Annotated in this window: 21 protein-coding genes; 7 read left to right on the top strand and 14 right to left on the bottom strand. The window is 70.0% G+C overall.

Annotation, left to right across the window (positions count from 1 at the left end):
* Positions 1-12: 12 nt before the first annotated feature.
* From H4W81_RS45225 to H4W81_RS45200, 6 genes are all read right to left on the bottom strand, one after another.
* Positions 13-591: a GTP-binding protein gene (locus H4W81_RS45225; RefSeq protein ID WP_192780418.1), complete on the bottom strand. Its 579-nt coding sequence runs from the start codon at positions 589-591 to the stop codon at positions 13-15.
* A 72-nt stretch (positions 592-663) separates the two neighbouring features.
* On the bottom strand, positions 664-990 hold the full coding sequence (locus H4W81_RS45220; protein WP_221241885.1) for a DUF742 domain-containing protein: 327 nt from the start codon (positions 988-990) through the stop codon (positions 664-666).
* 107 nt (positions 991-1097) lie between these two features.
* Complete coding sequence (locus H4W81_RS45215) at positions 1098-1520, bottom strand: roadblock/LC7 domain-containing protein (protein WP_192780417.1); 423 nt, start codon at positions 1518-1520, stop codon at positions 1098-1100.
* Complete coding sequence (locus H4W81_RS45210; protein ID WP_192780416.1) at positions 1517-4732, bottom strand: sensor histidine kinase; 3216 nt, start codon at positions 4730-4732, stop codon at positions 1517-1519. Before H4W81_RS45210 ends, H4W81_RS45215 begins: the two co-directional genes overlap by 4 nt.
* A 265-nt stretch (positions 4733-4997) precedes the next feature.
* Positions 4998-6395: an aminobutyraldehyde dehydrogenase gene (locus tag H4W81_RS45205; protein WP_192780415.1), complete on the bottom strand. Its 1398-nt coding sequence runs from the start codon at positions 6393-6395 to the stop codon at positions 4998-5000.
* 97 nt (positions 6396-6492) lie between these two features.
* A complete protein-coding gene (locus tag H4W81_RS45200; RefSeq protein ID WP_192780414.1) occupies positions 6493-7764 on the bottom strand; it encodes a glycosyltransferase in 1272 nt (423 codons plus the stop codon).
* Between the two features lie 122 nt (positions 7765-7886).
* On the opposite strand from H4W81_RS45200, the gene H4W81_RS45195 reads away from it, so the two are divergent.
* Entirely contained in the window at positions 7887-8492 is a 606-nt protein-coding gene (locus tag H4W81_RS45195; RefSeq protein ID WP_318782474.1) for a TetR/AcrR family transcriptional regulator, read from the top strand.
* 8 nt (positions 8493-8500) lie between these two features.
* Here H4W81_RS45195 and H4W81_RS45190 read toward each other — a convergent pair whose 3' ends face one another.
* Genes H4W81_RS45190 through H4W81_RS45175 form a run of 4 tightly spaced genes read right to left on the bottom strand, consistent with a single transcriptional unit; the run spans position 8501 to position 12254 of the window.
* Positions 8501-9520: an ABC transporter ATP-binding protein gene (locus H4W81_RS45190; RefSeq protein ID WP_192780412.1), complete on the bottom strand. Its 1020-nt coding sequence runs from the start codon at positions 9518-9520 to the stop codon at positions 8501-8503.
* Complete coding sequence (locus tag H4W81_RS45185) at positions 9507-10286, bottom strand: ABC transporter permease (protein WP_318782473.1); 780 nt, start codon at positions 10284-10286, stop codon at positions 9507-9509. The genes H4W81_RS45190 and H4W81_RS45185 overlap by 14 nt, the downstream gene beginning before the upstream one ends.
* A complete protein-coding gene (locus tag H4W81_RS45180) occupies positions 10279-11106 on the bottom strand; it encodes an ABC transporter permease (RefSeq protein ID WP_318782472.1) in 828 nt (275 codons plus the stop codon). Before H4W81_RS45180 ends, H4W81_RS45185 begins: the two co-directional genes overlap by 8 nt.
* A 29-nt stretch (positions 11107-11135) precedes the next feature.
* Complete coding sequence (locus H4W81_RS45175) at positions 11136-12254, bottom strand: polyamine ABC transporter substrate-binding protein (protein WP_192780411.1); 1119 nt, start codon at positions 12252-12254, stop codon at positions 11136-11138.
* Between the two features lie 169 nt (positions 12255-12423).
* Between H4W81_RS45175 and H4W81_RS45170 the strand changes: the two genes are divergently transcribed.
* Together H4W81_RS45170 and H4W81_RS45165 are read left to right on the top strand one after the other, a co-directional pair.
* Positions 12424-13566, top strand: coding sequence for an aminoglycoside phosphotransferase (locus H4W81_RS45170; RefSeq protein WP_192780410.1), 1143 nt, complete (start codon positions 12424-12426; stop codon positions 13564-13566).
* Entirely contained in the window at positions 13563-14516 is a 954-nt protein-coding gene (locus H4W81_RS45165) for an SIS domain-containing protein (RefSeq protein WP_192780409.1), read from the top strand. The genes H4W81_RS45170 and H4W81_RS45165 overlap by 4 nt, the downstream gene beginning before the upstream one ends.
* Positions 14517-14523: 7 nt before the next feature.
* On the opposite strand, the gene H4W81_RS45160 is transcribed toward H4W81_RS45165, so the two are convergent.
* The 4 genes from H4W81_RS45160 to H4W81_RS48225 all read right to left on the bottom strand — a co-directional run bounded on the left by H4W81_RS45160 (position 14524) and on the right by H4W81_RS48225 (position 19127).
* On the bottom strand, positions 14524-15108 hold the full coding sequence (locus tag H4W81_RS45160; protein WP_225959093.1) for a GTP-binding protein: 585 nt from the start codon (positions 15106-15108) through the stop codon (positions 14524-14526).
* Between the two features lie 69 nt (positions 15109-15177).
* Entirely contained in the window at positions 15178-15663 is a 486-nt protein-coding gene (locus H4W81_RS45155; RefSeq protein WP_318782471.1) for a DUF742 domain-containing protein, read from the bottom strand.
* 12 nt (positions 15664-15675) lie between these two features.
* Positions 15676-16098 carry a roadblock/LC7 domain-containing protein gene (locus H4W81_RS45150; RefSeq protein WP_192780408.1) on the bottom strand — a complete coding sequence of 141 codons (423 nt, stop codon included), beginning with the start codon at positions 16096-16098 and terminating at the stop codon, positions 15676-15678.
* Positions 16095-19127 (bottom strand): sensor histidine kinase, encoded by a 3033-nt coding sequence (locus H4W81_RS48225; RefSeq protein ID WP_318782470.1) that lies wholly within the window; start codon positions 19125-19127, stop codon positions 16095-16097. The genes H4W81_RS45150 and H4W81_RS48225 overlap by 4 nt, the downstream gene beginning before the upstream one ends.
* A gap of 398 nt (positions 19128-19525) precedes the next feature.
* Between H4W81_RS48225 and H4W81_RS45140 the strand changes: the two genes are divergently transcribed.
* The 4 genes from H4W81_RS45140 to H4W81_RS45125 are packed head-to-tail and all read left to right on the top strand — an operon-like array spanning position 19526 to position 24658.
* The gene (locus H4W81_RS45140; protein ID WP_318782469.1) at positions 19526-20818 is read left to right on the top strand and encodes a betaine/proline/choline family ABC transporter ATP-binding protein; all 1293 of its coding nucleotides are present in this window, start codon (positions 19526-19528) and stop codon (positions 20816-20818) included.
* Complete coding sequence (locus H4W81_RS45135) at positions 20815-22746, top strand: ABC transporter permease (protein WP_192780407.1); 1932 nt, start codon at positions 20815-20817, stop codon at positions 22744-22746. Before H4W81_RS45140 ends, H4W81_RS45135 begins: the two co-directional genes overlap by 4 nt.
* Entirely contained in the window at positions 22743-23723 is a 981-nt protein-coding gene (locus tag H4W81_RS45130; protein ID WP_192780406.1) for an ABC transporter substrate-binding protein, read from the top strand. Before H4W81_RS45135 ends, H4W81_RS45130 begins: the two co-directional genes overlap by 4 nt.
* The gene (locus H4W81_RS45125; protein WP_192780405.1) at positions 23708-24658 is read left to right on the top strand and encodes an ABC transporter substrate-binding protein; all 951 of its coding nucleotides are present in this window, start codon (positions 23708-23710) and stop codon (positions 24656-24658) included. Before H4W81_RS45130 ends, H4W81_RS45125 begins: the two co-directional genes overlap by 16 nt.
* Positions 24659-24693: the final 35 nt, after the last annotated feature.

The raw sequence follows: 24693 nt of genomic DNA, 5'->3' as shown, positions 1-24693 counted from the left end.
ATTCTCTCGGGGTCAGCCGCGCGGTCCCACGTGGCTCGTGAGCGCGTGCTCCACCAGAGTGATCAGTGTGCTCTTCACCGAGTCGCGCGACCTGGCGTCCAGGCGCACGAGCGGGATGTGCGGCGAGAGCGTGAGCGCCTCCCTGATCTCCTCCTCCGCGTGGAGGTACTGGCCGTCCCAGCCGTTGATGCCGACCACGAACGGCAGCTTCGCCTCCTCGAAGTAGTCGATGGCGGGGAAGCTGTCGGCCAGCCTGCGGGTGTCGACCAGCACGACGGCGCCGATGGCGCCGCGCACCAGGTCGTCCCACATGAACCAGAACCGGTGCTGGCCCGGCGTGCCGAACAGATAGAGGATCAGGTCGCGATCGAGCGAGACCCTGCCGAAGTCCATGGCCACCGTGGTGGTCGTCTTGTTCGGCGTGAGCGACACGTCGTCGATGTGCGCCGACGCGTCGGTCATGACCGCCTCTGTGGTGAGCGGCAGGATCTCCGACACCGCACCCACGAACGTGGTCTTGCCCACGCCGAAGCCACCAGCGACGACGATCTTCGTCGAGGTGAGCCCGCCTTCAACGGGAAACGTGCTCATCGGACCGCCACGTGAGGTTCGAGCCGGCTGAGGCAGGCGATGGCGGTCAATCTCGCACGTTTCCCGTTGACACTAGAGCCTACGAAGTCCACTGAGCACCCTTTCGAGCAGGTTGAGATCCGGCTTACCCGCTTCCAGCTGCGGCTGGTGCACGCGGATCAGGCCCTCGGACGCCATGTCCGCGATCAGCACCCGGGTGATGCCGAGCGGAACTCGTAAAAGGGCGGAGACTTCCGCGACCGACCTGACCGACCGGCACAACTGGATGATCGCTTGATACTCCGGACTGAGGAGAGAGAGGTCGCGATGTTCGGAGGTGGCCGAGGAGACCAGCGCCTCCATCGCGAACTTCACCCGCGGCGCCGTGCGCCCTCCGGTCACGGCATACGGCCTGACCAGAGAGCTCGACCCCTGCGGGCGCGGGGCAGGTTGTCGCCCCTGATTGTTATCACCAGCCCAACCCTGATCTGTCACAGCCTTCTCCTGTCCCCCATCTCACATCCCGGCTAGCGAGGGCGCGACGCCTGCAGCTCGGCGCGAACGGCAGGCGTGAGCACCTGTCCCGCGCGCTCCACGAGCAGCGTCATCTGGTAAGCCACCAGACCCATGTCGCAGTCGGCGGCGGCCAAGACCGCCAGGCACGAGCCGTCACTGATGGACATGATCATCAAAAGGCCGCGCTGCATCTCGATCACCGTCTGGGTGACCATACCGCCCTCGAAGACCCTGGCGGCGCCCTGCGTCAAGCTGATCACACCGGAGGCCACCGCGGCGAGCTGGTCGGCCCGGTCCTTGGGGAAGCCCTCGGAGTAGGCCAGTGGCAGACCGTCGGACGACACCACCACGGTGTGGGCCACACCTGGCACGTTGTTCACGAAGTCGGTGATCAGCCAGTTGACACCCCTGGCGCCCTGACTCAGCTCTCTCATTGCTCCTCCTTGTTCTCACGGGTGAACTCGCGGCCCTGCCGTACTCCCTGCTGGAAGCTGGACAGGCGGCTGCGCACCCGGTCGGGCGAGATTGGCGCCGCCGGTTCGGGGGCGGCGCTCTCCGCCGCGCTCGCCGAACCGGGGACCAGATTGGCCTTCGGAACCCTTCGTGGCAGTCCGGAGGCCGTGGTGCCGCCCTGGGCGGGCTCGGCCGCGGCGCGGGCCGCCTGGAAGCCGCTGTCGGCGGGAGAGGACCACGAGGGCGGGGTCGGCGCGCTCTGGCCGGGCCTGCGCTGCGGCAGGCCCTGGGGCCGCGACTCACGCATGCTCTGCGCCTGCTGCTGACCGCGCGGCGCCTGCTCGGCCTGCTCCTCCGCCTGCGCCGGACGGCGGGCGGGCAGCTGGCCGGGCGCGGCGTCGTCCCTGGCGGCCTTCAGCTCCTCGGGGTCCGGCCTGCGGAACCAGTCGGAGCCGACGGAGGAGAAGATGGGCAGGAACTCCTCGCCGTCCTCGTCCATGGGGGAGGTGCGGACGACGGGGAGCGGGCCGGTCATGTCAGGCTCGGGCAGCCCCATGAAGCCGCCCTGCGGCTCCTGGCCCACCCGGCCGAACGTGGCCGTGGAGTCCTGGGACGGGAAGCCGAGGGAGTCCTGGCTCTCCCTGCGCGTAGTGTCGGGCTCCTGCCTGGACCCGAACTCGGGCGGACGGCCGAAGGCGTCCATCGGCCTGGGCTCGGGCTCGGGCAGGCTCCTGGCGAACGGGTCGAACGTCGGCTCGGCCTTACTCGGCGCGGCCGAGGGCCAGCCGCTGTCGGCGAAGCCCCTGTCGGAGAACCCGCTGTCAGAGAACGTGTCCTCAGAGAACCCGCTGTCGGAGAACCCGCTGTTGGAGAACCCGCTGTCGGCGAAGGCGCCGGTGGAGGGGGCCCCTCTGTCCGTGGGGTACCCGCCGTCGGAGTAGCCGCTGTCAGGGAAACCGCTGTCGGGGAAGCCCGTGTCCGAGAACCTGTCGGCGAACCCGCTGCCGGGGGCGCCGGCGAACCCGTTGACGGACGGCACGCCTGCGGCCGGCCCGCCGTTGCCGGCCGGGTTGCCCGCCGGGGTGCCGAACGCGCGCTCCTCGCCCAGCGGGGGCCAGGCCGAGTCGCCGCCGGGAGGCGGCAGCACGCCGGGCCACGGCGTGTGCATCGGCTCCTCGAAGGGCCGCACGTCGGGGGTCTCCCTGCCGACCTGCGCCACCGGCGCCGCCAGCACGGGCGCGTCGAACGGGCTGTAGGAGCTCTGCGTCTGCTGGTACGGGAAACCGGTCTGGGCGGGAGCCGACGCGGAGACCAGCAGGGTGTCGGGCAGGACGACCAGGGCGGTGACGCCGCCGGTCGGCTGCGAGCGCAGCTGCACGGTGATGCCGTGGCGCAGGGCCAGGCGGCCGACCACGAACAGGCCCATGCGCCGCGAGACCGAGACGTCCACGACCGGCGGGTTGGCCAGGCGCCAGTTGGCCTGCGCGACCTCGTCGGCGGTCATGCCGATGCCGAGGTCGACGACGGCGACCATGACGCCGCCGTCGGCGCGGCTGCTGGTGACACTGACCTTGGTCTCGCGCGGGGAGAAGGAGATCGAGTTCTCGATCAGCTCGGCGAGCAGGTGGACGACGTCGGTGACGGCGGGCCCGGCCACCATGGTGCCGGTCGGCACCTGGATGTTGACCCGCTCGTACCCCTCGACCTCCGACAGGGAGGCGCGGGCGATGTCGACCAGCTCGACCGGCTCCGTCCACTTGCGGGCGGCCTCCTGGCCGGCGAGGACCAGGAGGTTCTCGCTGTTGCGCCGCATGCGGGTGGCCAGGTGGTCGAGCCTGAAGAGGTTGGCCAGACGCTGCTCGTCCTCTTCGCCGTTCTCCAGGCCCTCGATGAGCGACAGCTGGCGCTCGACGAGGGTCTGGCTGCGGCGGGAGAGGTTGACGAACATCGCGTTGACGTTGGCGCGCAGCTTGGCCTCGTCGCCGGCGAGGCGTACGGCCTCGCGGTGCACCTCGTCGAAGGCCCTCGCGACTTCCCCGATCTCGTCGCGGGTGAGCACGCCGATGGAGGGGACCTCGGGGATGACCGCGCCGTCGCCCGACTCGCGCAGCGCGCGGACCGTGTCGGGCAGGCGGCTGCCGGCCACCTCCAGGGCCTCGGCCCGCAGCCTGCGCAGCGGGCGGACCAGCGAGCCCGCGACGCTGGTGGTGATCAGCAGCACCAGCACCAGCAGGACGAGGATGGTCGCGCCCGAGATGATGGCGTCGCGCTGCTCGTCGCCGGCCAGCACCTTGGTCTGGGCCACGATCGAGGTGGCCAGCTGGTCCTCGACCTTGCGCATGGCGTCGACGGTCTTCTCGGTGCTGTCGTACCAGAGCGTGAGGTCGCGCAGCGAGGTGATGTCGAGGTCGCGGATCTCCTTGTACTCGCGCATCTGGGCCAGCGCGCGCTGGCGCATGGCGTCGGCGCGGTCGATCTCCTGACCCCTGATCGTCTTGCGGTAGAAGGCCAGGTCGTCGACCGAGGCCTCGGCCTCGTAGACGGCCAGCTCGGTCTGCTGGGCGTTCCACGAACCGAGGAAGTCGGAGAGGTCGTCGTAGTCGAGGCTGCGCTCGATCTGCGCGACGACGAGGATGACCTGCTGCCGGGAGACCTCCTCCTTGGCGCGCTCCAGCGCGCCGAGGGCGGTGGAGTCACCGAGCAGGCGGTCGTTGTTGCCGGAGGCGATCAGCTCGCTCTGCAGGCCCTCCATGACGTCGATCATCGAGGTGAAGGTCTTGACCGCCGCTCGGGCGGGGACGCTGTCACCGAGGATCGACTCGCGGAGGCCGTCGATGCCGTTCAGCCAGCGGGTGGCCTCGTCGACCTCCTGGCGCACGCGGGCGGAGTGGGCGTCGTCGATGCCCGTGGTGCTGGCGAGCACCTTCTTCTTCGCCGCGTCGACCACGTCCCGCTGGTTGCGCAGCATCGCCAGGCGGCGCGCCCTTCGGTGGTCGGCGATGTACCAGGCGGTGAGCGCGCGTTCCTTGCCCAGCTCGTGGGAGAGCGCGCCGAGCCGCTGCACGAGCTCGGCCACCTGGGTCAGGCGGCGGTACTCGGCGGCGGTGCCGATGGAGTTGGCCAGCTGGATCCCGGCGAGGAGGACGCCCACGATGGTGGGGATCAGGATGAGCAGGATGAGGCGCGATCGCACCCGCCAGTTACCTAGCTGGAAACGACTGCCCGACCCGGGCTTCTTTCCTGTGTCCTCCCCCGGGGCGGCGTGCCGGGGGTTTTCCGTCCTCACAGAGTCTCGCAACCTCTCGCCATACGTGCTCGACAATCTCTGACACGCATGTGGCGCATGGGATTCCAGGAGCGATCGTAATTGGAACACAACCTGACCAGATCAGCGAACGAGACATATTCCGCCAAACGCCCACAAACCTAGCTTTTTCGCCCATAACGCCACATGCTGTTTAGGCCGGCCGGAACGAGTCCCGCTCGGCCGGAGCCGCGTGCTTGATCATGAGGTGACGGGTCACGGAGTACTCCTGGACCGCCTCCTGGCTCATGTCCTTGCCGAAGCCGCTGCCCTTCACGCCGCCGTGCGGAGCCTCGCTGGCGATCGGCAGATGATCGTTCACCCACGTCACCCCGACGTCCAGGCGGTGCGAGACGCGCATGGCCCTGGCCACGTCGCGCGACCACACCGAGGAGGCCAGGCCGTAACGGGTGTCGTTGGCCAACCTGACAGCCTCGTCCTCGCCGTCGAAGGGCAGCACGACAAGAACCGGACCGAAAAGTTCGCCTTGGACGATCTCGCTGTCCTGCGAGGGACCCGCGATGAGGGTGGGCGGGTAGAAGAAGCCGGGCGCGTCGACGGGAGCACCGCCGAAGAGCACCTCCGCGTCGGACCGGGTCACGAAACCGTGCACCCTGTCGCGGTGGGCGGCCGAGATCAGCGGCCCGATGTCCGTTGTGGGGTCCCACGGATCGCCGATCGTGATCTCTGCCAGCGTAGCGCGGATCGCCTCCACGGCGTCCGCGTACACCTGCCTGGCGACGTAGACGCGGGTGGCGGCGGTGCAGTCCTGGCCGGTGTTGTAGGTGGCCCCCATGGCCACGCCGCGCGCCGTCTCGGCCAGGTCGGCGTCCTCGAACACCAGCGCGGGGGCCTTGCCGCCGAGCTCCAGGTGCACGCGCTTGAGCGTCTTCGCGGCCCCCGACATCACCGCCCGTCCCGTCTCCGTGGAGCCCGTCACGCTCACCATGTCCACGCCAGGATCGGTGACCAGCGCCTCGCCGACCTCGGCGTCGCCCGTCACCACCTGCACGAGCCCCTCGGGCGCGCCCGCCTTGGCGATCAGCTCGGCCAGGCGCATGGTCGTGCGCGGGGTCTGCGGGGCCGGCTTGATGACCACCGCGTTGCCCGCCGCCAGCGCGGGGCCGAGCTTCCACACCGCCATCACGAAGGGGAAGTTCCACGGCGCGATCGACCCCACGACCCCGACGGGACGGCGCAGCAGCACGGAGGTGTAGCCCGCGCTGAACACCCCCGCCCCGCTGCCTTCGAGCGAGCGGGCCGCCCCGGCGAAGAAGCGCAGGTTGTCGGCGGCGAAGGGCAGCTCGCCGTCCCTGAAGACGGCGGCGGGCTTGCCCGTCTCCTCCACCTCGAGCCTGGTCAGCTCCTCGGCGTCGGCCTCCACCAGGTCGGCCAGGCGCAGCAGCATCCTGGCCCGGTCGGCGGGCGTGGTCTGCGACCACTCCTCGAAGGCTCGCCTGGCCCGCCGTACGGCGGCCGCCACCTCGGCGACGGGAGTGTCGGGCACCTCGGCGAACGGCCGGCCGGTGGCCGGGTTGATCAGTTGGCGCATCGTGTCTTTCCTCGGAAACGATCGGGTCGGTCGCCTGCCGTGACGGCGGGCACCAGGCCGGAGGGGAACGCGCGGGACGTTCCCCTCCGGGGCGGGCCTACTGGCCGAGCTGCTCGATCAGGTCGGCGGCCTTGCGCAGGCCGTCGCGACGGCGGATCTCCTCGCCTGCCTCGGCCAGCTTCCCGCGCAGCTCGGTGTCGCCGAGCAGGCGGTCGAGGGCGCCGGTGAGCTCCTCATCGGTGAAGGAGTAGGTGGACAGGCGCACGCCGTACCCGAGCTCGGCGACGCGCTGGGCGTTGTCGTACTGGTCCCAGAACAGCGGCAGCACGATCATCGGCTTGCCGAAGTGCATCGCCTCGGTGGTGGTGTTGTTGCCGCCGTGGGTGATGACCAGGTCGACCTGCGGGATGATCTTCGTCTGCGGCACGAACTCCGCGCCCCACATGTTGTCGGCGAGCTTGATCTCCTCGTGCAGCGGGCCCTTGGAGACGATGTAGCGGTGCGGGGTGGTGGCCAGCACGTCGATCACGCGCTGCATCAGCTCGACGTCGGCCGAGCCGAGCGAGCCGAGCGAGAAGTAGACCAGCGCGCCCTCGCCCTTGGCGAACGGCAGCTCGAAGTCCTCGTCGGTCTCGCGGACGGAGGAGTCGAGGCGGTGCCAGCTCGGGCCGAGCGGACGGGCGTCGGTGTAGTCGAGCAGCTCGGGGTAGACGTAGAGGTTCAGGTCGCCCTCGTGGATGAAGTCGAGGTCGGGCAGCGGCGCGGTGCCCTGCTCGACGCACCACTCGTTGAAGGCGGTCCACATCTCGCGGTGGGTACGGTCGTACTCCGCGCGGAAGTCCTCCCACTCGGAGGGGTCGTCGGCGGGCAGACCCGAGAAGACCGGCGCCACCTGGGGGCCGCGCACCTCCAGCGGGTTGCAGGAGACGATACGGACGAACTTCTTGCCCGCGGTGAGCAGCGCGGGGAAGGTGATGACGTTGTCCTCGACGATGATGTCCGGCTGCACCCTGTCGATGATCGCCTTCAGCTGCGGCTCGCAGTACTTCACGCCGTCGATGAGCGCGTCCCAGATGGGCTTGGTGACGGTCTCGAGCTGCTCCCTGGTGCTCTTGCGGTACTCAGGCGCGGTCTCGCGGATGAAGTCCTTCCAGAACTGACCCGGGTCCTGCTCCTCGGCGTCCTCGGGCGGCGGGGCGAGGTCGACCAGGTCCTCCTCGAAGCCCAGCGCCTCGAGCTTGCCCTTCCACGACGCCTCGGCCGCGAAGACCACGCGGTGGCCGCGGCGGCGCAGGATGTCGCCGATGCCGATGCTGTTGTTCGTCGGCCCGTAGGCGCTCTCGGGCATGAACAGGATGGTGAGAGACATGATCAACTCCGAGGGGGACACTCAATTGAATTGCGATTCAAATACTGGTCTAGCGTGAAGGTCAACTTCAAGGCAGTATGTGCCCGGTTGACCTTAATGGCGCGATAGAAACGGGGGTGCTGGTGACCGCGCGCAAGAGCCGCTCGGACCGGCGGATCGACCTCATCGAGGCGGCCCGCCGAGCCATCGTCCGTCACGGCATCGACGGGGTGCACCTGGCGCACGTGGCCGAGGAGGCCGGGCTGACCTCCGGCGCGGTGCTCTACCACTACCCCGACCTCAGCGAGCTCCTGGTCGAGGCGCACCACGCCAGCGTCGAGCGCTTCTACGAGCACCGCATGCGCCAGATCTCGACGATCAGCGACCCCGCCCGCAAGCTGGTCACGACCATCCGCTCCGGCGTGCCCACCGGGCCGCTCGATCCCGACGTGCGCCTGCTCAACGAGCTGGGCGGAGCGGCGGGCCGCAACCGGATCTACGGCCTGCTGCTGACCACCCTCTACGACCGCCAGGTCTCGATGTACCAGGCCATCCTGGACACCGGGCAGGCGCTGGGCGTCTTCGACCTGTCGAGCGAGTCGCTGACGATCTCGCGCAACCTGGTGGCGCTGGAGGACGCCTACGGCTACCGCATCACCGCCAGGCATCCGCTCATCGGCCCCGAGGAGGCCGTCGAGCTCATCCTCGACTACGCCCGCACGGCCACCGGCTGCGACCTGTCCCACTGAGCCGGCCCTCACTGGATCAGCACCGCGTCCTCGCGGTCCCAGCCGAGCCTGACCTGGGCGCCCACCTCCACCTTCGCGGCCCCCTGCTGGGCGACCAGGACGGGTTTGTCCCTGCCCTCCACGGTGACCGCGATGTGCGAGATGCCGCCGTAGAAGCTGACGTCCATCACGGTGCCCAGCAGGCCGCGGTCGGCGAGCCTGACGTTCTCCGGCCTGATGGCCAGCAGCGCCGTGACGCCCGCCAGCTCGGTCCCCTCACCCGGCAGGACGCCGAGCTGGGGCACGTCGAGGCCGCCGGGCACCGCCGTTCCCTCGAAGAGGTTGTTGGCGCCGACGAAGTCGGCCACGAACGGCGTGCGGGGCCGCTCGTACAGCGTGACGGGCTCGTCCACCTGCCGCACCCGCCCCTTTTCGAAGACGGCGATGCGGTCGGCCAGCGACATGGCCTCCTCCTGGTCGTGGGTGACCACGACGAAGGTGATGCCGACCTCGTGCTGCAGCCGCTTGAGCTCCAGCTGCATGCCCGCCCTGACCTTCTTGTCCAGCGCCGACAGCGGCTCGTCGAGCAGCAGCAGCCGCGGGCGCTTGACGATCGCGCGGGCCAGTGCGACACGCTGGCGCTGGCCGCCCGACAGCTGGGACGGCTTGCGCCCGGCCATCTCGGCCAGGCCGACGGTCTCGAGCACCTCGTCGACCCGCTGCTTGATCTCGGCCCTGCCGAGCTTGTCCTGCTGCAGGCCGTAGGCGATGTTCTTGGCCACGCTCATGTGCGGGAACAGCGCGTACGACTGGAACATCAGGTTGATCGGCCGGCGGTTCGGCGGCATCGACAGCAGGTCGTCGCCGTCGAGCGTGACCGTGCCGTCGTCCGGGGTCTCGAACCCGGCCAGGATGCGCAGCAGCGTGGTCTTCCCGCAGCCCGAAGGGCCGAGCAGGGCGAAGAACTCGCCCTGCTCGATCTCCAGCGAGACGTTGTCGAGCGCGGTGACGTCACCGAACCTGCGGGTGACGCCGTCAATCTTGAGCACGAATCTCCCCGATCTTCGTCATGCGCTGGGCGGCGATCACCACGGTGAAGCTCACCAGCAGCAGGATCGTCGCGAGCGCGTTGATCTCCGGGGTCACCCCGAACCTGATCATTGAGTAGATGACGATGGGCAGCGTCGGCTCGGTCGGCGCCGCCGTGAAGAACGCGATGACGAACTCGTCGATCGACAGGGTGAAGGCCAGCAGCGCGCCCGCCACGATGCCGGGCGTGAGCTGCGGCAGGGTCACCCTGACGAAGGTGGTGACGGGCCCGGCCCCGAGGTCGCGTGAGGCCTCCTCCAGCGAGGAGTCCGCGTGGGCGAGCCTGGTGCGCACGACGGCCGCGACGAAGGCCATGCCGAACAGCGCGTGCGACAGGACCACCGAGTGCAGGCCGAGGCTGAAGTTCACCAGGTCGTAGAAGACCAGCAGGCCGATCGCCAGCACCAGGTCGGGCAGGATCGCCGGCATCAGGCCGAGCGCGTCGAGCAGCTTGGAGCGCGTGTACCTCGCCAGGCCCACCGCCAGCAGGGTGCCGAGCACCGTGGCGAGCACGGTCGATCCGGCCGCCACGATCAGCGTGTTGACCAGGCCCTCCATGACCTTGTCGTCCTCGGCGAGCACGCCGTACCACTTGAGGCTGAAGCCCTCGTAGAGGTAGGGCGACTTGCCGGCGTTGAAGGACATCACGACGAGCACGATGATCGGCGCGTAGAGGAAGACGTAGGTCAGCCAGAACGGCACGTAGAGGAAGCGCGGCTTACCCACGGCGGCTCACCCACGACTGGATCACCAGCAGCACGATCAGGACCACGATGACGGCCAGCGCCAGCGTGGAGCCGAAGGGCCAGTCACGCGACTTGAGGAACTCCGCGCGGATCAGCGTGCCGACCGTGGCCGTGCGCCCTCCGCCGAGGATCTCGGGGATGACGAAATTGCCGAAGCTCGGCACGAAGACGAACAGGCAGCCGGTCGCCACGCCGGGCAGCGTGAGCGGCAGCGTGACCCTGCGGAAGGTTGTGAAGGCCGAGGCGCCCAGGTTGGCCGAGGCCTCCCGCAGCTGCGGATCGAGCCTCTCGATCGCCGCGTACAACGGCAGCACCATCAGCGGCAGGTAGGAGTAGAGCAGCCCGGTGACGATCGCCCCGTGGTTGTAGAGAAGCTCCAGCTGCGTGCCCAGCGCCGAGTTGATCAGGCCGGGCCCGCTGAGCAGGATCGTCCACGCGTAGACCCTGATGATGAAGTTCGTCCAGAACGGCAGCACGATCGCGACCAGCGCGACCGTCTTCCACGTGCGCGGCAGCCGGGCGATCAGGTACGCCGTGGGGTAGCCGAGCAGGAGGGCGAACACGGTGGTCAGCGTGGCCAGCTTGACCGACGCCAGCACGACGTCCAGGTAGAGCGGGTCGAACAGCCGGCTGAAGTTCTCCGTCGTGAACTCGTAGACGATCCCGCCGAAGCGGCCGCGCCTGAAGACGGTGTAGCTGAGGATCAGCGCGAGGGGCACCAGCAGCAGCACCGCCAGGTAGGCGACGCCCGGGCCCAGGAACACGAACGCGCCCAGCCGGCGCCCCCAGCGGGGGGACACCGGCCGGGGCTTGCCGAGGACTTTCACCGCTACTTGGCCGCGACCTCGGTCGACAGGCGGGTGTACTTGGCCGACGCCTCACCCAGGTCGATGATCGACTCACCCTGCAGCAACTCGGCGGGGGAGATGCCGAGCAGTGAACCCTCGGGCTTCTCGACCTTGTCCATGGCCGCCTTGTTGGGCACCTTGTAGTTGATGTTCGTGGCCGCCCAGCTGTGGATCTCGGGATCGAGGATGTAGTTGATCAGAGCGTGCGCGGCCTCCTTGTTCTTGGAGGACTTCATGATCACCATGGTGTCCACCCAGAGGTCGCTGCCCTCGCTCGGGACGACGAACTTGATGTTCTTCTTCGGGTCCGTGGTCGGGCACCAGCCGTCCCACGCCTCGGCCATCACGGTCTCGCCCGACTGCAGCTTCTGTCCGAAGGTGACGTCGTCGTAGATCACGTGCGGCTTGGCCGCGAGCAGCAGCTCCTTGGCCTTGGCGAGTTCCTCGTCCTTGTCGGTGTTGACCGAGTAGCGCAGCACCTTGAGCGCGGGCAGGGCCAGCCAGCGCTCGGTGGTCATCATCGAGACCTTCTTGTCGGCCCACTCCGGCGGGGTCAGGATGTCCTTCCAGCTCTTCGGCTCGGCCTTGACCAGGTCGCTGCGGTAGCAGATGCCGGTGGTGCCCCAGGTGTAGGGCACCGAGAACTTGTTGCCCTTGTCGTAGGAGAGCTGCGTGGCCTCGGGGTAGAGGTTGCTGAGGTTCGGGATCAGCTCGGCGTGGATCGGCTCCAGCAGCCCCTGCTCGTTGAGCGCCTGGGCATACTGTCCCGAGACGAACGCCACGTCGATGCTCTCGCCGCCCTGGGTGGTCAGCTTCGTCATCGCGGTCTCGTTGGTGTCGTGCTCGGTGATGTCGACCTTGCTGATGCCGAGCTTGGCCTTGGCCTTGTCGGCCAGCTCCTTGGGCGTGTAGCCCGGCCAGACCGTCACCGTGAGACTCTGCTTGGACAGGTCGGCCTTGGCGTCCAGCTGCGCCGCAGCGCTCGGTGCTGGTTTGGCGCTGTCGGTCGACGACTCGCCGCCACACGCCGCGACGGCGAGCGCGAGTCCGGCCGCCACCACGACGACCGGAAGACGACGGGTGTACCGGATACGGGACACGGCCGCTACTCCTTCTAGATTCAGATGTACGAGGGGTCTCGCGACCAACCGGGCACTGCAGACCAAAGCAGGAGTGTTGCAGCCAACATCAACATGAGCAAGACTTTTGCGGACATTGTCACCAGGAAGTTTGATCCCGTTGTTGAATCGCGATTCAATTTGGGAGCAATTGCTCTCGCTGGGTGAGACGCCCGTCACCGATCGGGAGGACACCGCCGTCCCCCGCGCGGGAGACGGCCGCACGTCGGCGTTCCTCGCCGCCCTGCGCTCTCCCGTGCCCCCGCCATTCTCCCTGCGCCGCTACCTCCCGCTGCCCGACGGCCCTCACCAGGGGGAACCCGCCTGGCAGGAGCGCGGGATCGACGCCGACCAGACCAACCACTCGGTGGTCGTGGGCGAGCGGGTGGTGGTGAAGTGGCTGACCGTTCCCGCGCCGCTCCCCCATCCGACGCTCGCCGCCTTCGCGCATCTCACCGAGGTCGGCTTCCGGCACACGGCGCCGCCGTACGCGGCTCTCACCGTGGCCGGCCCCTCGGGGACGGAGCGGCTGCTCGCCCTGGTCACCGGATACCTCCCGGAGGCGCGGGACGGATGGGAGTGGTGCGTGGACGAGGCCGAGGCCGGCCGCACCGCCTTCGCCACCACGCTGGGGCGGCTCGCCGCCGACCTGCATCTCGCTCTCGCCACCCTCCCCTCCACCGTCGGCCCTTCCAGCACCGGTCCTTCCACCGCCGCTCTCTCCGCCGCGGCTCTCTTCGGCAGGGCGGTCGGCGCGCTCGGGGAGGCGCTCGAGCTCACCGACGGGGCGGACGGAGCGTGGCTGCGGGCGCACGCCGGCGCTCTCGAGGCGGAACTGAAGCCGCTGGCCGCGGCCGCCGACCACACCACGATCCGTATCCACGGCGACCTCCACGTGGGACAGATCCTGCGGTGGCGCGACGGCTACGCCGTGATCGACTTCGACGGCAACCCCACGGTCGCCGAGGCCGAGCCGTACCAGCCTGCCGCCCGTGACGTCGCCCAGCTCACCACCAGCCTCGAGCACGTGGCCCAGGTGGCGATCAAGCGCAGGGGCGCCGCCCCCTCGGCCGCCGCCACGTGGGCCGCGACCGCCCGCGAGACGCTGCTGACCGCCTACCGTGCGGGCCTGCGCGCGGGCGGCCGGCCGGAGCTGCTGGACGAGCGGCTGATCGGCCCGTTCGAGATCGAGCAGGAGTGCCGCGAGCTGATCTACTCCGCCCGCCATCTGCCCCGCTGGCGCTACGCCCCGATGGGCGTGCTGCGCACCCGCTTCACCGAGGAGACCACGTGAACCCCGAACTCTTCCAGGCGGACCTGGAGGCCAAGCCCGCCGCCCTCACCGAGCTGGCCGCCTGGCTGGAGAAGGAGCGCCCGCCGCTGCCCGAGAGCGTCAGGCGGGTGGTCTTCCTCGGCATGGGCAGCTCCCGCTACGCCGCGGGCGTGGCCGCCCTGCGCCTGCGCGCCAGAGGCTTCGACGCCTACGCCGAGTACGGCTCGGCGGCCGCCACCTTCCCGGCCGGCCCCGAGACGCTCGTCGTGCCGATCTCGGCGACCGGCGGGAGCAGGGAGACGCTCGACGCCCTCGCCCGCTACGCCGGTGGGCCTTCCCCCGTCGTGGCCCTCACCAACGTGCCAGGCTCGGCGATCACCGAGGGGGCCGATCAGGTCGTCCCGATGCTGGCGGGAGAGGAGCGCGGCGGCGTGGCCTGCCGTACCTTCCAGCACACGCTGGTCCACCTGCTGGCGATGGAGTCGGACCTCACCGGTGCGGGGCGCGACCTCCCCGCGCTGGTACGGCTGGCCGCGGAGGCCACCTCGGACCTGCTCGACCGGCGCGATGAGTGGCTGCCGCGGGCCCTCGAGCTGCTCGAAGGGCCGCACGGCGTCTACGCAGTCGCCCCGGCCGAGCGGTTGTCGTCGGCCGAGCAGTCGGCGCTGATGGTCCGCGAGGGTCCGCGCCGCCCCGCCGACGCCTGCGAGAGCGGGGACTGGTCGCACGTGGACGTCTACCTCACCAAGACCCTCTCCTACCGGGCGCTGCTGTTCCCCGGCTCGGCCTACGACGCGCAGGCCATGGACTGGATCACGCAGCGGGGCTCCACCGTCCTCACGGTCGGCGGCCACGTGGAGGGCGAGCGCGGCTCGGTCCGCTACCGGCACGACCAGGACCCCGACGTCGCCCTGCTGACCGAGACCCTCGTCGCCGAGCTGGTCGCGGCCCACTGGTGGCGCGCCGCCTGACGTCGGCTCAGTAGGCGGGGCCGTAGGCGGAGCGGACGGTCAGGGCATGCTCGACCAGCGTGATGAGCGTGCTCTTGACCGCCTCGCGGGAGCGGGCGTCGGTGCGCACGATCGGCACCGGCGAGGGCAGCGTGAGCGCGTCGCGCACCTCGTTCTCGGCGTGCTGGAACTTCCCGTTCCACCCGTTGAGCCCGATCACGAACGGCAGCTTCGCCTCCTCGAAGTAGTCGATGGCGGGGAAGCTGTCGGCCAGCCTGCGGGTGTCGACCAGCACGATCGCCCCGATCGCGCCGCGCACCAGGTCGTCCCACATGAACCAGAACCGGTGCTGGCCCGGCGTGCCGAACAGATAGAGGATCAGGTCGCGGTCGAGCGAGACCCTGCCGAAGTCCATGGCCACCGTGGTGGTCGTCTTGTCGGGGGTGAGGCTGAGATCGTCCACCCCCGCCGAGGCGTTCGTCATGACCGCCTCGGTGGTCAGTGGCAGGATCTCCGACACCGCGCCCACGAACGTCGTCTTGCCGACGCCGAAACCGCCCGCCACCACGATCTTCGTCGAGGTGAGCCCACCTTCCACAGGAAGCATGCTCATCAGACCACCATGTGAGGTTCGTGACCGCTGAGGCAGGCGATGGCGGTCAATTTTGCATGTTTCCTGTGGCTAGAGCCTGCGAAGTCCACTGAGCACCCTTTCCAGCAGGTTCCTGTTCGGCATGCCGGCGTCCAGCTGGGGCTGGTAGATCCGGACGAGCCCTTCCGCCTCCATGTCCGCGATCAGCACCCTGGCCACCCCGAGGGGGATGGCCAGCAGCGCCGACACCTCCGCGACGGACCTGACCTGCCGGCACAGCTCGCTGATGGCCCGGTATTCGCGGGTGTGGTTCAGGCCGAGCTGGGCCGAGGTCGCCGAGGAGACCAGCGCCTCCATGGCCAGGTTCGTGCGCGGCGCGGTACGCCCGCCGGTGAGGGAGTACATCCGCACCAGGGAGCTGCGCTCCTCCTGCGGGGGCTCCCCGTAGTTCGGGGACGGCGGCGCCCCGTAGTTCGGAGAGGGCGGCTCCCCGTAGTTCGGGGACGGCGGCGCCCCGTAGTTCGGAGAGGGCGGCGCCCCGTGCCCGTAAGGGGGGCCGTCATTCCACGTGGCCACGATGCTCTCCCATCACCAGGGACGCGCTGAGGACAGTTCCGCCCGCACGGCGGGCGTGAGCACCTGGCCCGCCCGCTCGACCAGAACCGTCATCTGATAGGCGACCAGGCCCATGTCGCAGTCGGGCGCGGCCAGCACGGCCAGGCACGACCCGTCGCTGATGTTCATGACCAGCATCAGCCCTCGTTGCATCTCCACGACCGTCTGGGTGACGCCGCCGGCCTCGAAGACCCGCGCGGCGCCCTGCACCAGGCTGACCAGTCCTGCGGCCACGGCGGCGAGCTGGTCGGCCCGGTCCTTGGGGAAGCCCCTCGAGAACGCCATCGGCAACCCGTCGGCGGAGACCACCACGGCGTGCGCGACGCCTGGCACCTCCTCGACGAAGCCGCTGACCAGCCAGTTGACATCCCTGGCCGCCTGGCTCAACTCGTTCACCGCTGTTCCTCCTCCTCGCGCGCGCCCTCGATCTCGGCGCGGCCCTTGCGCACGCCCTGCTGGTAGCTCGCCAGCCTGCTGCGGATCCTGTCGGGTGAAACGGGTGGCAGGGGCGGCGCGGGACTCTGCGCCTGCGGGAGGGCCGAACCCGGCACCAGGTTCGCCCTCGGCTTGCGTTTGGGCAGGCCGGAGGAGGTGAGGCCGCCGCTGTTCGGCTCGCTTGCCGATCGGGCGGCCTGCCATCCCGCGTCGGCGGGCGAGGACCACACGTCGTCGGGCTGCTGGGGCGACTGGGGGGACCCGCTGGGGGGTGCCGCCTGCGCGTGCCGTCCTTCGTGGGGGCGGCCGCCGTCCGTGGGCTTGGGACGTTCGAGGGTGGTGTCGGGGCGCTTGAACCAGTTGGACTCCACCGCGGCGAAGATCGGCAGGAACTCCTCGTCCCCCGTCTCCAGCGACGAGCTCTCCACCCGGGGCAGCGGTCTGGTGGCGTCGGCCTGGCCCGAGTAGGGGCCTGGCGAGCCGCCCAGCCCCGGCATCTGCCGGAAGCCGAGCCCCTCACCCTGGCCGCCGCGCCGGGGCAGGCCGTTCGCGGTGCGGTCGGACAGGTCCGTGGACGGCGCGTCGTTGGTGGCGAACCAGTCGACCGGCGGGCTGTCGTACGTGCCGGGGCCGTCGAAGAGCGCGGCGCTGTCGAAGGTCGAGGGCCCGTCGAACGCCGGTGGGCCGTCGAACCCGGATGGGCTGTCGCGCACCGGCGCGCCCATGGGCGTGGGCCGCAGGTTGTCCAGCGACGGGTGCTCGTAGGCCATGGGCCCCGCCTGAGCGGGCACCACCGGGCCGCCGGGAGGCTGCCCGGGCGCGAAGGCGTGCCCAGGCGCCAGCGGCTGACCATGAGCGGGCGGCCGGCCATGAGTGGCGAGCGGCCCGTGCCCGGGAGCGCCGTGCGCGGCCTGACCGTGCGGCCCGTGCCCGGGCTGCCCAGGAAGGCCAAGCGCGGGCTGACCATGCGGGCCGTGCGCGGGCTGACCGTGTGGCCCGTGTGGCCCGTGCGCGGGCTGACCGGGGCCCGGCAGCTGGCCGGGGATCGCGGTGAGCAGCGCCTCGGGGATCAGCACCATCGCCGTGAGCCCCCCGGCGTCCTGGCGGCGGAGCTGGACGCGGATGTCGTGCCTGAGCGCCAGCCTGCCGACCACGAACAGGCCCATGCGCCGCGACACCGACACGTCCACCACCGGCGGGTTGGCCAGGCGCCAGTTCGCCTGCGCGATCTCCTCCTGGCTCATCCCGATGCCGCTGTCGGTCACAGCGATCATGACCCCGCCGCCGTCGATGCGGTTGCTGGAGATGGCCACCTTGGTGTCGCTGGAGGAGAACGACACCGCGTTCTCCACCAGCTCGGCCAGCAGGTGGACGGTGTCGTTGACGGCCTGTCCCGCGATCGCGACCTCCGACTGCATCTGGTTCACGACGCGGTCGTAGCTCTCCACCTCGCCCAGCGCGGCCCGCACGATGTCCATGAGCTCGACCGGCTGGGTCCACTTGCGGGCCGCCTCCTGGCCGGCGAGGACCAGGAGGTTCTCGCTGTTGCGGCGCATGCGGGTGGCCAGGTGGTCGAGCCTGAACAGGTCGCCGAGGCGGTTGTCGTCGCGTTCGCCGCGCTCGAGGCGCTCGATCAGGGACAGCTGGCGCTCGACGAGGGTCTGGCTGCGGCGCGAGAGGTTGACGAACATCGCGTTGACGTTGGCGCGCAGCTTGGCCTCGTCGCCGGCCAGCCGTACGGCCTCGCGGTGCACCTCGTCGAAGGCCCTCGCGACCTCGCCGACCTCGTCCCTGGAGAACACCCCGATGGGCGCGACCTCGGCGGGCGGGCCGCCGTCGCGGGCCTCGCGCAGCCGCTGGACGAAGGCGGGCAACCGATCCCCCGCGATCTCGAGCGCCTCGCTGCGCAGCCGCCGCAGCGGGCGTACCAGCGAGCGGGCCACGCCCGTGGTGATCAGCAGGATGGCCAGCAGCAGCGCGATCACCGCTCCCGCGACGAGGTAGGCGCGCTGCGACTCCTCGGCGGCCAGCAGGCCGCTGCGGGAGACGATGCCCGCCGCGTGGCGTTCCTCGACGGTGCGGAGGGAGTCGACCACGACGGCTGCGGCCTCGAACCATTCGCGCGCGTCGTCGGGCTTGCTCAGGTCGAGCCCCTTGAGCGGGGCTCCCGCGTTGGCCCGGTCGAGGACCAGCTCACGCAGGAAGCGCGCCCGGTCGGCGCGGCGCCCGTTGACCGCCTCGTCGAACCGGCGGCGCTCGTCGGAGGTGGCCTCCTCGGCGAAGGCCTTGCGCTCGTTGGCCTCACTGGCCTGCTCGCCGAGGAAGGCCTTGAGCTGTTCCTGCTCGAACCTGCCGGCCACCAGCACGGTGGTGAGCAGGGCCTGCTGCATCGAGGCGCTCTCCTTGGCGCGAGCCAGGGCGTCGAGCGTGGCCGACTGGCGGGCCAGCTCCTCGTCGTCGGTGCCCTTGCCGAGCTCGTCGTTGAGGGCGAGCAGGTCGGAGATGACGGCGGTGTAGGAGCCGAGCGCGGCGCCGGGCAGCAGGTCGGACTCGAGTGCCTGGTCGCGCAGCGCGGCGAGGTCCTCGAGGCGGGCCAGCACGGCCTCGACCTCGTCGCCGGTGCGGCCCGTGAGGTCGGCGCCGAAGACGACGGCGCTCTGCCGTACCTTCTCGACCTCGGTGTCGGTCCTGCTCATCTGCTTGCGCACCTCGTCCAGGCCGCGTTCGGGCCTGCCGAGCGCGATGTACCAGGAGGTGCGGGCGCGTTCGGCGCCGAGCTCGTGGCTCAGGGCGCCGACCCGTTCGGCGAGCTGGGCCAGCTGGTTGGCGCGGTCGTAGTCGGCCGCCGCGCCGGTGGAGGCGACGACCTGCAGGCCGCCCAGCAGCACGGCGGCGGCGGTCGGCACGAGGATCAGCGCGACCAGGCGCGCGCGCACGCGCCAGTTGCGCAACCGCCACCCGCCGTCGTCGGCCCTGGTTCTTCTGCTCACCGAACGCAACCTCAGTAAGGGGAGGGCCTCCTGATGAGGCTCCTGGGAAAATCCAACAACTGCGGGTTATTCGAGCACATCATTATAAGAACGGCTAGCAGAACATAACGCGACAAAACCAATCTTGTGTGACAGAAGCAAAGAGAAGCTGGAGCCCCCATTTCCGGCCGGCCGGTAAAAGATCACCTCGCCAGAAATATCGTCATATAACAAACTGTGTCCGGTTATGTGTGTTTGGCGCGTTCCACTCCGAACGACTCCAGTAACGCCCCCGTCTCTGGATGGTCACGACGCTGTGATTCGTGGTCTTTAAGCCCTATGTTGAGCCCCGTCGCGCCTACCCTCGACAACTCGGACCGCGCCAAGCGGCGGGGGCCGCGAGCTTCTGGAGGCAGAAAGTGGCAGCCGGGCAGGACAGTGCGGCCATCGAGGTCGGCGGTCTGTGGAAGATCTTCGGACCGCGGGCCGACCGTGTCCTGAATAGCCCTGACAAGGACCTCGACCCGTCCGAACTCCGCGAGAAGACCGGCTGCACGGCCGCCGTCAGAGACGTCACGTTCACCGTGCGACCAGGCGAGATGTTCGTGGTGATGGGCCTGTCGGGAAGCGGCAAATCCACCCTCGTGCGCTGCCTCACCCGCCTCGTCGAACCGACGGCGGGACAGATCAGCATCGGCGGCGAGGACGTGCGCGCCGCCTCCCCCGCCAAGCTCCGCGACCTGCGCCGCCACCGCGTCAGCATGGTCTTCCAGCACTTCGGCCTGCTGCCGCACCGCAAGGTCATCGACAACGTCGCCTACGGCCTGGAGATCCAGGGTGCCTCCCGCCGGGACCGCCACGCGCGGGCCGGCGAGATCCTCTCCCTCGTCGGGCTGGACGGCCACGCCGACTCCTACCCCGACCAGCTCTCCGGCGGCATGCAGCAACGCGTCGGCCTGGCCAGGGCGCTGGCGGTCGAGCCCCAGGTGATGCTGTTCGACGAACCGTTCAGCGCGCTCGACCCGCTGATCCGCAGGGACATGCAGACCGAGGTCATCAGGATGCACCGCGAGGTGGGCAAGACCATGGTCTTCATCACCCACGACCTGTCGGAGGCGCTCAAGCTGGGCGAGCGCATCGCGATCATGCGGGCGGGCGCCATCGTGCAGCTCGGGACGCCCGAGGAGGTGGTGGGCGCGCCCGCCGACGACTACGTGGCCGACTTCGTGCGCGACGTGCCCCGCAGCCACGTGCTGTCGCTGCGGTGGATCTGCCGGGATCCCGAGCCGGGCGAGCGGCTCGACGGGCCGGCGCTGCCCGCGGGCACCGTCATCAGGGACGCCATCCCCGCGGTCACCGGCTCGGGACGGACCATCCGCGTGGTGGACGGGGACCGGCTGGTCGGAGTGGTCGACCGGGTGGACATCCTGTCGGCCATGGCGCAGCCGCCGGCCGCGGTGCGCCTGTCCGACCACGTCTCCGCGCCCTCCCCCAGCCCGGAGGCCCCGCTCGCTCCCGTCACCGCCGACGCGCAGCGGGCAACCGCTGCCGGCCCGGCCGGAGACGACACGCCCAAGGACAAGTCGACCGAGGACAGCGTGACCGAAGACCGCGCGGCGGGAGACATCGCGGCGGGAGACATCGCGACCAAGAGCAGCACGACCGAAGACAGCGCGACCGAGGCGGCGCGGGTGCGAGAGGCCAGGTCGTGAGCGAGGCCGTCGCGACCGTCGACACCCCCGCCCTCCGCCGTCCGCCCCGATGGGTCGTGCCGGTGGCCGTCGGGCTGGTCTTCGTCACCGGCTACCTGACGCTGCGCGGCACCGCCTCGCTCCCGCACGACGACGCGGCCGCCCCCTTCCTCGCCGTCAACGACGCCCGCGACTGGGTCGACGCCAACAGGAACGACAACCCCCTGTTCCTGTACGGCGTCAACTACATCCGCGTCTACCTCGGCGAGCTCTACGCCGCCTTCGAGGCCGTCCTGTTCGCGCTCGGCTGGCCAGGGCTCGTCGGCGTGCTCGTCGGGCTGGGCTGGCTCGCGGGCGGCTGGCGGATCGCGCTGCTGGGCGTCGGCGGGTTCACCACCCTCGGCGTCCTCGGGGTGTGGGAGGCGAGCGTCCGCACCCTCGCCCTGGTGCTCACCTCGGTGCTGGTGGCGCTGGCCGTCGGGCTGCCGCTGGGGGTGTGGGCGGGCCGCTCGGCCCGGCTGCGCAGGGCGCTGACCCCGGTGCTCGACGTCATGCAGATCATGCCGACGTTCGCCTACCTGACGCCGATGGTGCTCTTCTTCGGCATCGGCCCCTCCTCCGCGACCGTCGCCACCCTCATCTACGCGATGCCCGTGGCGATCAGGATCACCGCGCTGGCCGTCCAGCGGGTCTCGCCCACCGCGATCGAGGCGTCGTCCTCGCTGGGCGCGACGCGCTGGCAGACGCTGCGCAAGGTGCAGCTGCCGATGGCCCGCGAGACCATCGCGCTGGCGATCAACCAGGCCATCATGATGGCGCTGTCGATGGTCGTGATCGCCGCCCTCATCTCCGCCCCCGGGCTGGGCTCCGACATCATCAGGGGCCTGTCCAGGGCGAACGTGGGCTTCATGCTGCCCGCGGGCATCGCCATCGTCATCATGGCGATCGTCCTGGACCGGGTCACCATGGCCGCCGCGCGGCGCGACAGGGCGGCGGGATCCTCCCCCGCCTGGGGCCGCTACGTCCCCGCGGGCGCGATCGCCGTCGCCGGACTGGTGGCCGCCGGGCTCCTGCCCGCCGCCTTCCCCGAGGCGTGGGTCCTGCGTATCGGCCGGCCCGTCAACGAGGCGGTGACCTGGGCCAAGTCCAGCTGGTACGACGTCACCACGGCCATCAAGGACGTCACCTCCACCGTCCTGCTGAACCCGCTGCAGGAGATGCTGACCTCCACGCCGTGGTGGCTGGTGGCCGCCGCCCTCCTGGCTCTGGCCTGGTGGGCGAGCGGGCCGCGGCCCGCGCTGACCGCGCTGGCCTGCCTGCTGGCGCTCGCGCTGCTCGGCCTGTGGGAGCACAGCATGGCCACGCTCACCACCGTGCTGGTCGCCGTCTCCGTCGCCCTGGTGCTCGGCCTGCTGCTCGGGGTGACCGCCGCGCGGTCGCGCGGCTTCTCCGCCGTCCAGCGGCCGCTGCTGGACGCCGCGCAGACGATGCCGTCGATCGTCTACCTGCTGCCCGCGCTCGCGCTGTTCGGCGCGACCAGGTTCACCGCCATCTTCGCCTCGGTCATCTACGCGGTGCCGCCGGTGGTCCGCCTGGTCGAGGACGGCATCCGCGGCGTCTCCCCGACCACCGTCGAGGCCGCGCTGTCGGCGGGCTCGACGCGATGGCAGCTGCTGTGGAAGGTGCAGCTGCCGATGGCCCGCGGCGCCATCCTGCTGGCCGCCAACCAGGGAATCGTGATGACGCTGGCCATGGTCGTGGTGGGCGGCATGGTCGGGGCCGGCGGGCTCGGCTACGACGTCGTCACCGGTTTCTCCCAGCACTCCGACTTCGGCATGGGCTTCGTCGCAGGAGTCGCCACGGTGCTGCTGGGCATCATGCTCGACCGCATCACGCAGGGCGCCGACAGGCGCTCCTCCCCCCAAAGTAAGAGGATGAACACCGCATGAAGATTCGCCTCATGGCCGGGGTCGTCGCCCTTGGCCTGGCCGTCGCGGGCTGCGGCGGTGGCGCCAGAGTCGACACCGGCGCCACAGCGACAGCCGCCGCCCAGCCCAGCGGCTCGGGCAGCGCCCCGGCGGCGGGAACCGTCAACATCGCCATCAACCCGTGGGTCGGCTACGAGGCCACCGCCGCCGTCATCGCCCACCTGCTGACCGACAAGCTCGGCTACACGGTGCAGAAGAAGGAGCTCAAGGAGGAGGTCGCCTGGGCCGGCTTCGAGACCGGCGAGGTCGACGTCATCGTCGAGAACTGGGGCCACGACGACCTCAAGAAGAAGTACATCGACGAGAAGAAGGTCGCCCTCTCCGCCGGCTCGACCGGCAACAAGGGCGTCATCGGCTGGTACGTCCCGCAGTGGATGGCCGACAAGTACCCCGACATCACCGACTACAAGAACCTCAACAAGTACGCCGACCTGTTCAAGACCTCTGAGTCCGGCGACAAGGGCCAGCTCCTCGACGGCGACCCCTCCTACGTCACCAACGACGAGGCCCTGGTCAAGAACCTGAAGCTGGACTTCAAGGTCGTGACGGGCGGCAGCGAGGCGGCGCTGCTGGAGTCCGCGGTGCAGGCGCAGGAGCAGCAGAAGCCGCTGCTGTTCTACTTCTGGACCCCGCACTGGCTCTTCGACAAGGTCAAGCTGGCCAGGGTGAAGCTGCCGCCGTACACCACCGGCTGCGACGCCGACCCGAAGAAGGTCGCCTGCGACTACGGCGAGCTCGACCTCGACAAGATCGTGAGCAAGAAGTTCGCCGACACCGGCGGCAAGGCCTACGAGCTGGTCAAGAACTTCAGCTGGACCAACGAGGACCAGAACGCGGTCGCCAACGACATCCAGAACAACGGCATGTCCGCCGAGGAGGCGGCCAAGAAGTGGGTGGCGGCCAACCAGGCCAAGTGGCAGGCATGGCTTCCCAAGTAGCGGTCCGCGGCCGGGGTCTGGCGGGGGCCCTCGCCCTCGTCCTGATCCTCGCCGGCTGTACGGCCGAAGCACCTCCGCAGGCCAGGGAGACGGGCACCGTACGGCTCGCCGTCAACCCCTGGGTCGGCTACGAGGCCAGCGCCGCCGTCCTGGCCTACCTCCTGGAACGCGAGCTCGGCTACCGGGTGGAGACGAAGAAGCTGACGGAGGACGAGTCCTGGAAGGGCTTCGAGAGCGGCGACGTCGACGTCATCGTCGAGAACTGGGGCCGCGAGAAGGAGAAGAAGGAGTTCATCCAGGACAAGAAGGTCGCGGTCTCGGCGGGGCTGAACGGCAACAAGGGCATCATCGGCTGGTACGTGCCGCAGTGGATGGCCGAGGAGTACCCGGACATCACCGACTGGCGCAACCTCAACAAGTACGCGCCGCTGTTCAAGACCGCGAAGTCCGGTGACAAGGGGCAGGTGCTCGACGGTGACCCGACGTTCGTCACCTCCGACGAGGCCCTGGTCAAGAACTTGAAGCTCGACTACAAGGTCGTCTACGCGGGCAGCGAGAACGCCCTGATCAGCGCGGCGAAGTTCGCCACCAGGAACCGGCGGCCGCTGCTGATGTACTTCTACGAGCCGCAGTGGTTGTTCACGCAGGTCAAGCTGGTCAAGATCAACCTTCCGCCCTACGCCATCGGCTGCGACGCCGTACCGGCGAAGGTGGCCTGCGACTACCCGCCCTACCTGCTTGACAAGATCGTCAGCAGGAAGTTCGCCGACACCGGCGGCAAGGCCTACGAGCTGGTCCGCAACTTCACCTGGACCAACGAGCACCAGAACGCGGTGGCCAGCGACATGGCCGACGGCCGCATGTCGGCGCAGGCGGCGGCCAAGAAGTGGGTCGAGGCGAACAAGATCGTGTGGAAGGACTGGCTGCCCAAATGATTCGGCGCGACGAGCTCCGTACGGTGTACCGTACG

The organism is Nonomuraea africana (assembly GCF_014873535.1).
In the GTDB taxonomy this organism is placed as follows: Bacteria; Actinomycetota; Actinomycetes; order Streptosporangiales; family Streptosporangiaceae; genus Nonomuraea; species Nonomuraea africana.
This window is presented reverse-complemented; position numbering and strand designations above follow the sequence as displayed.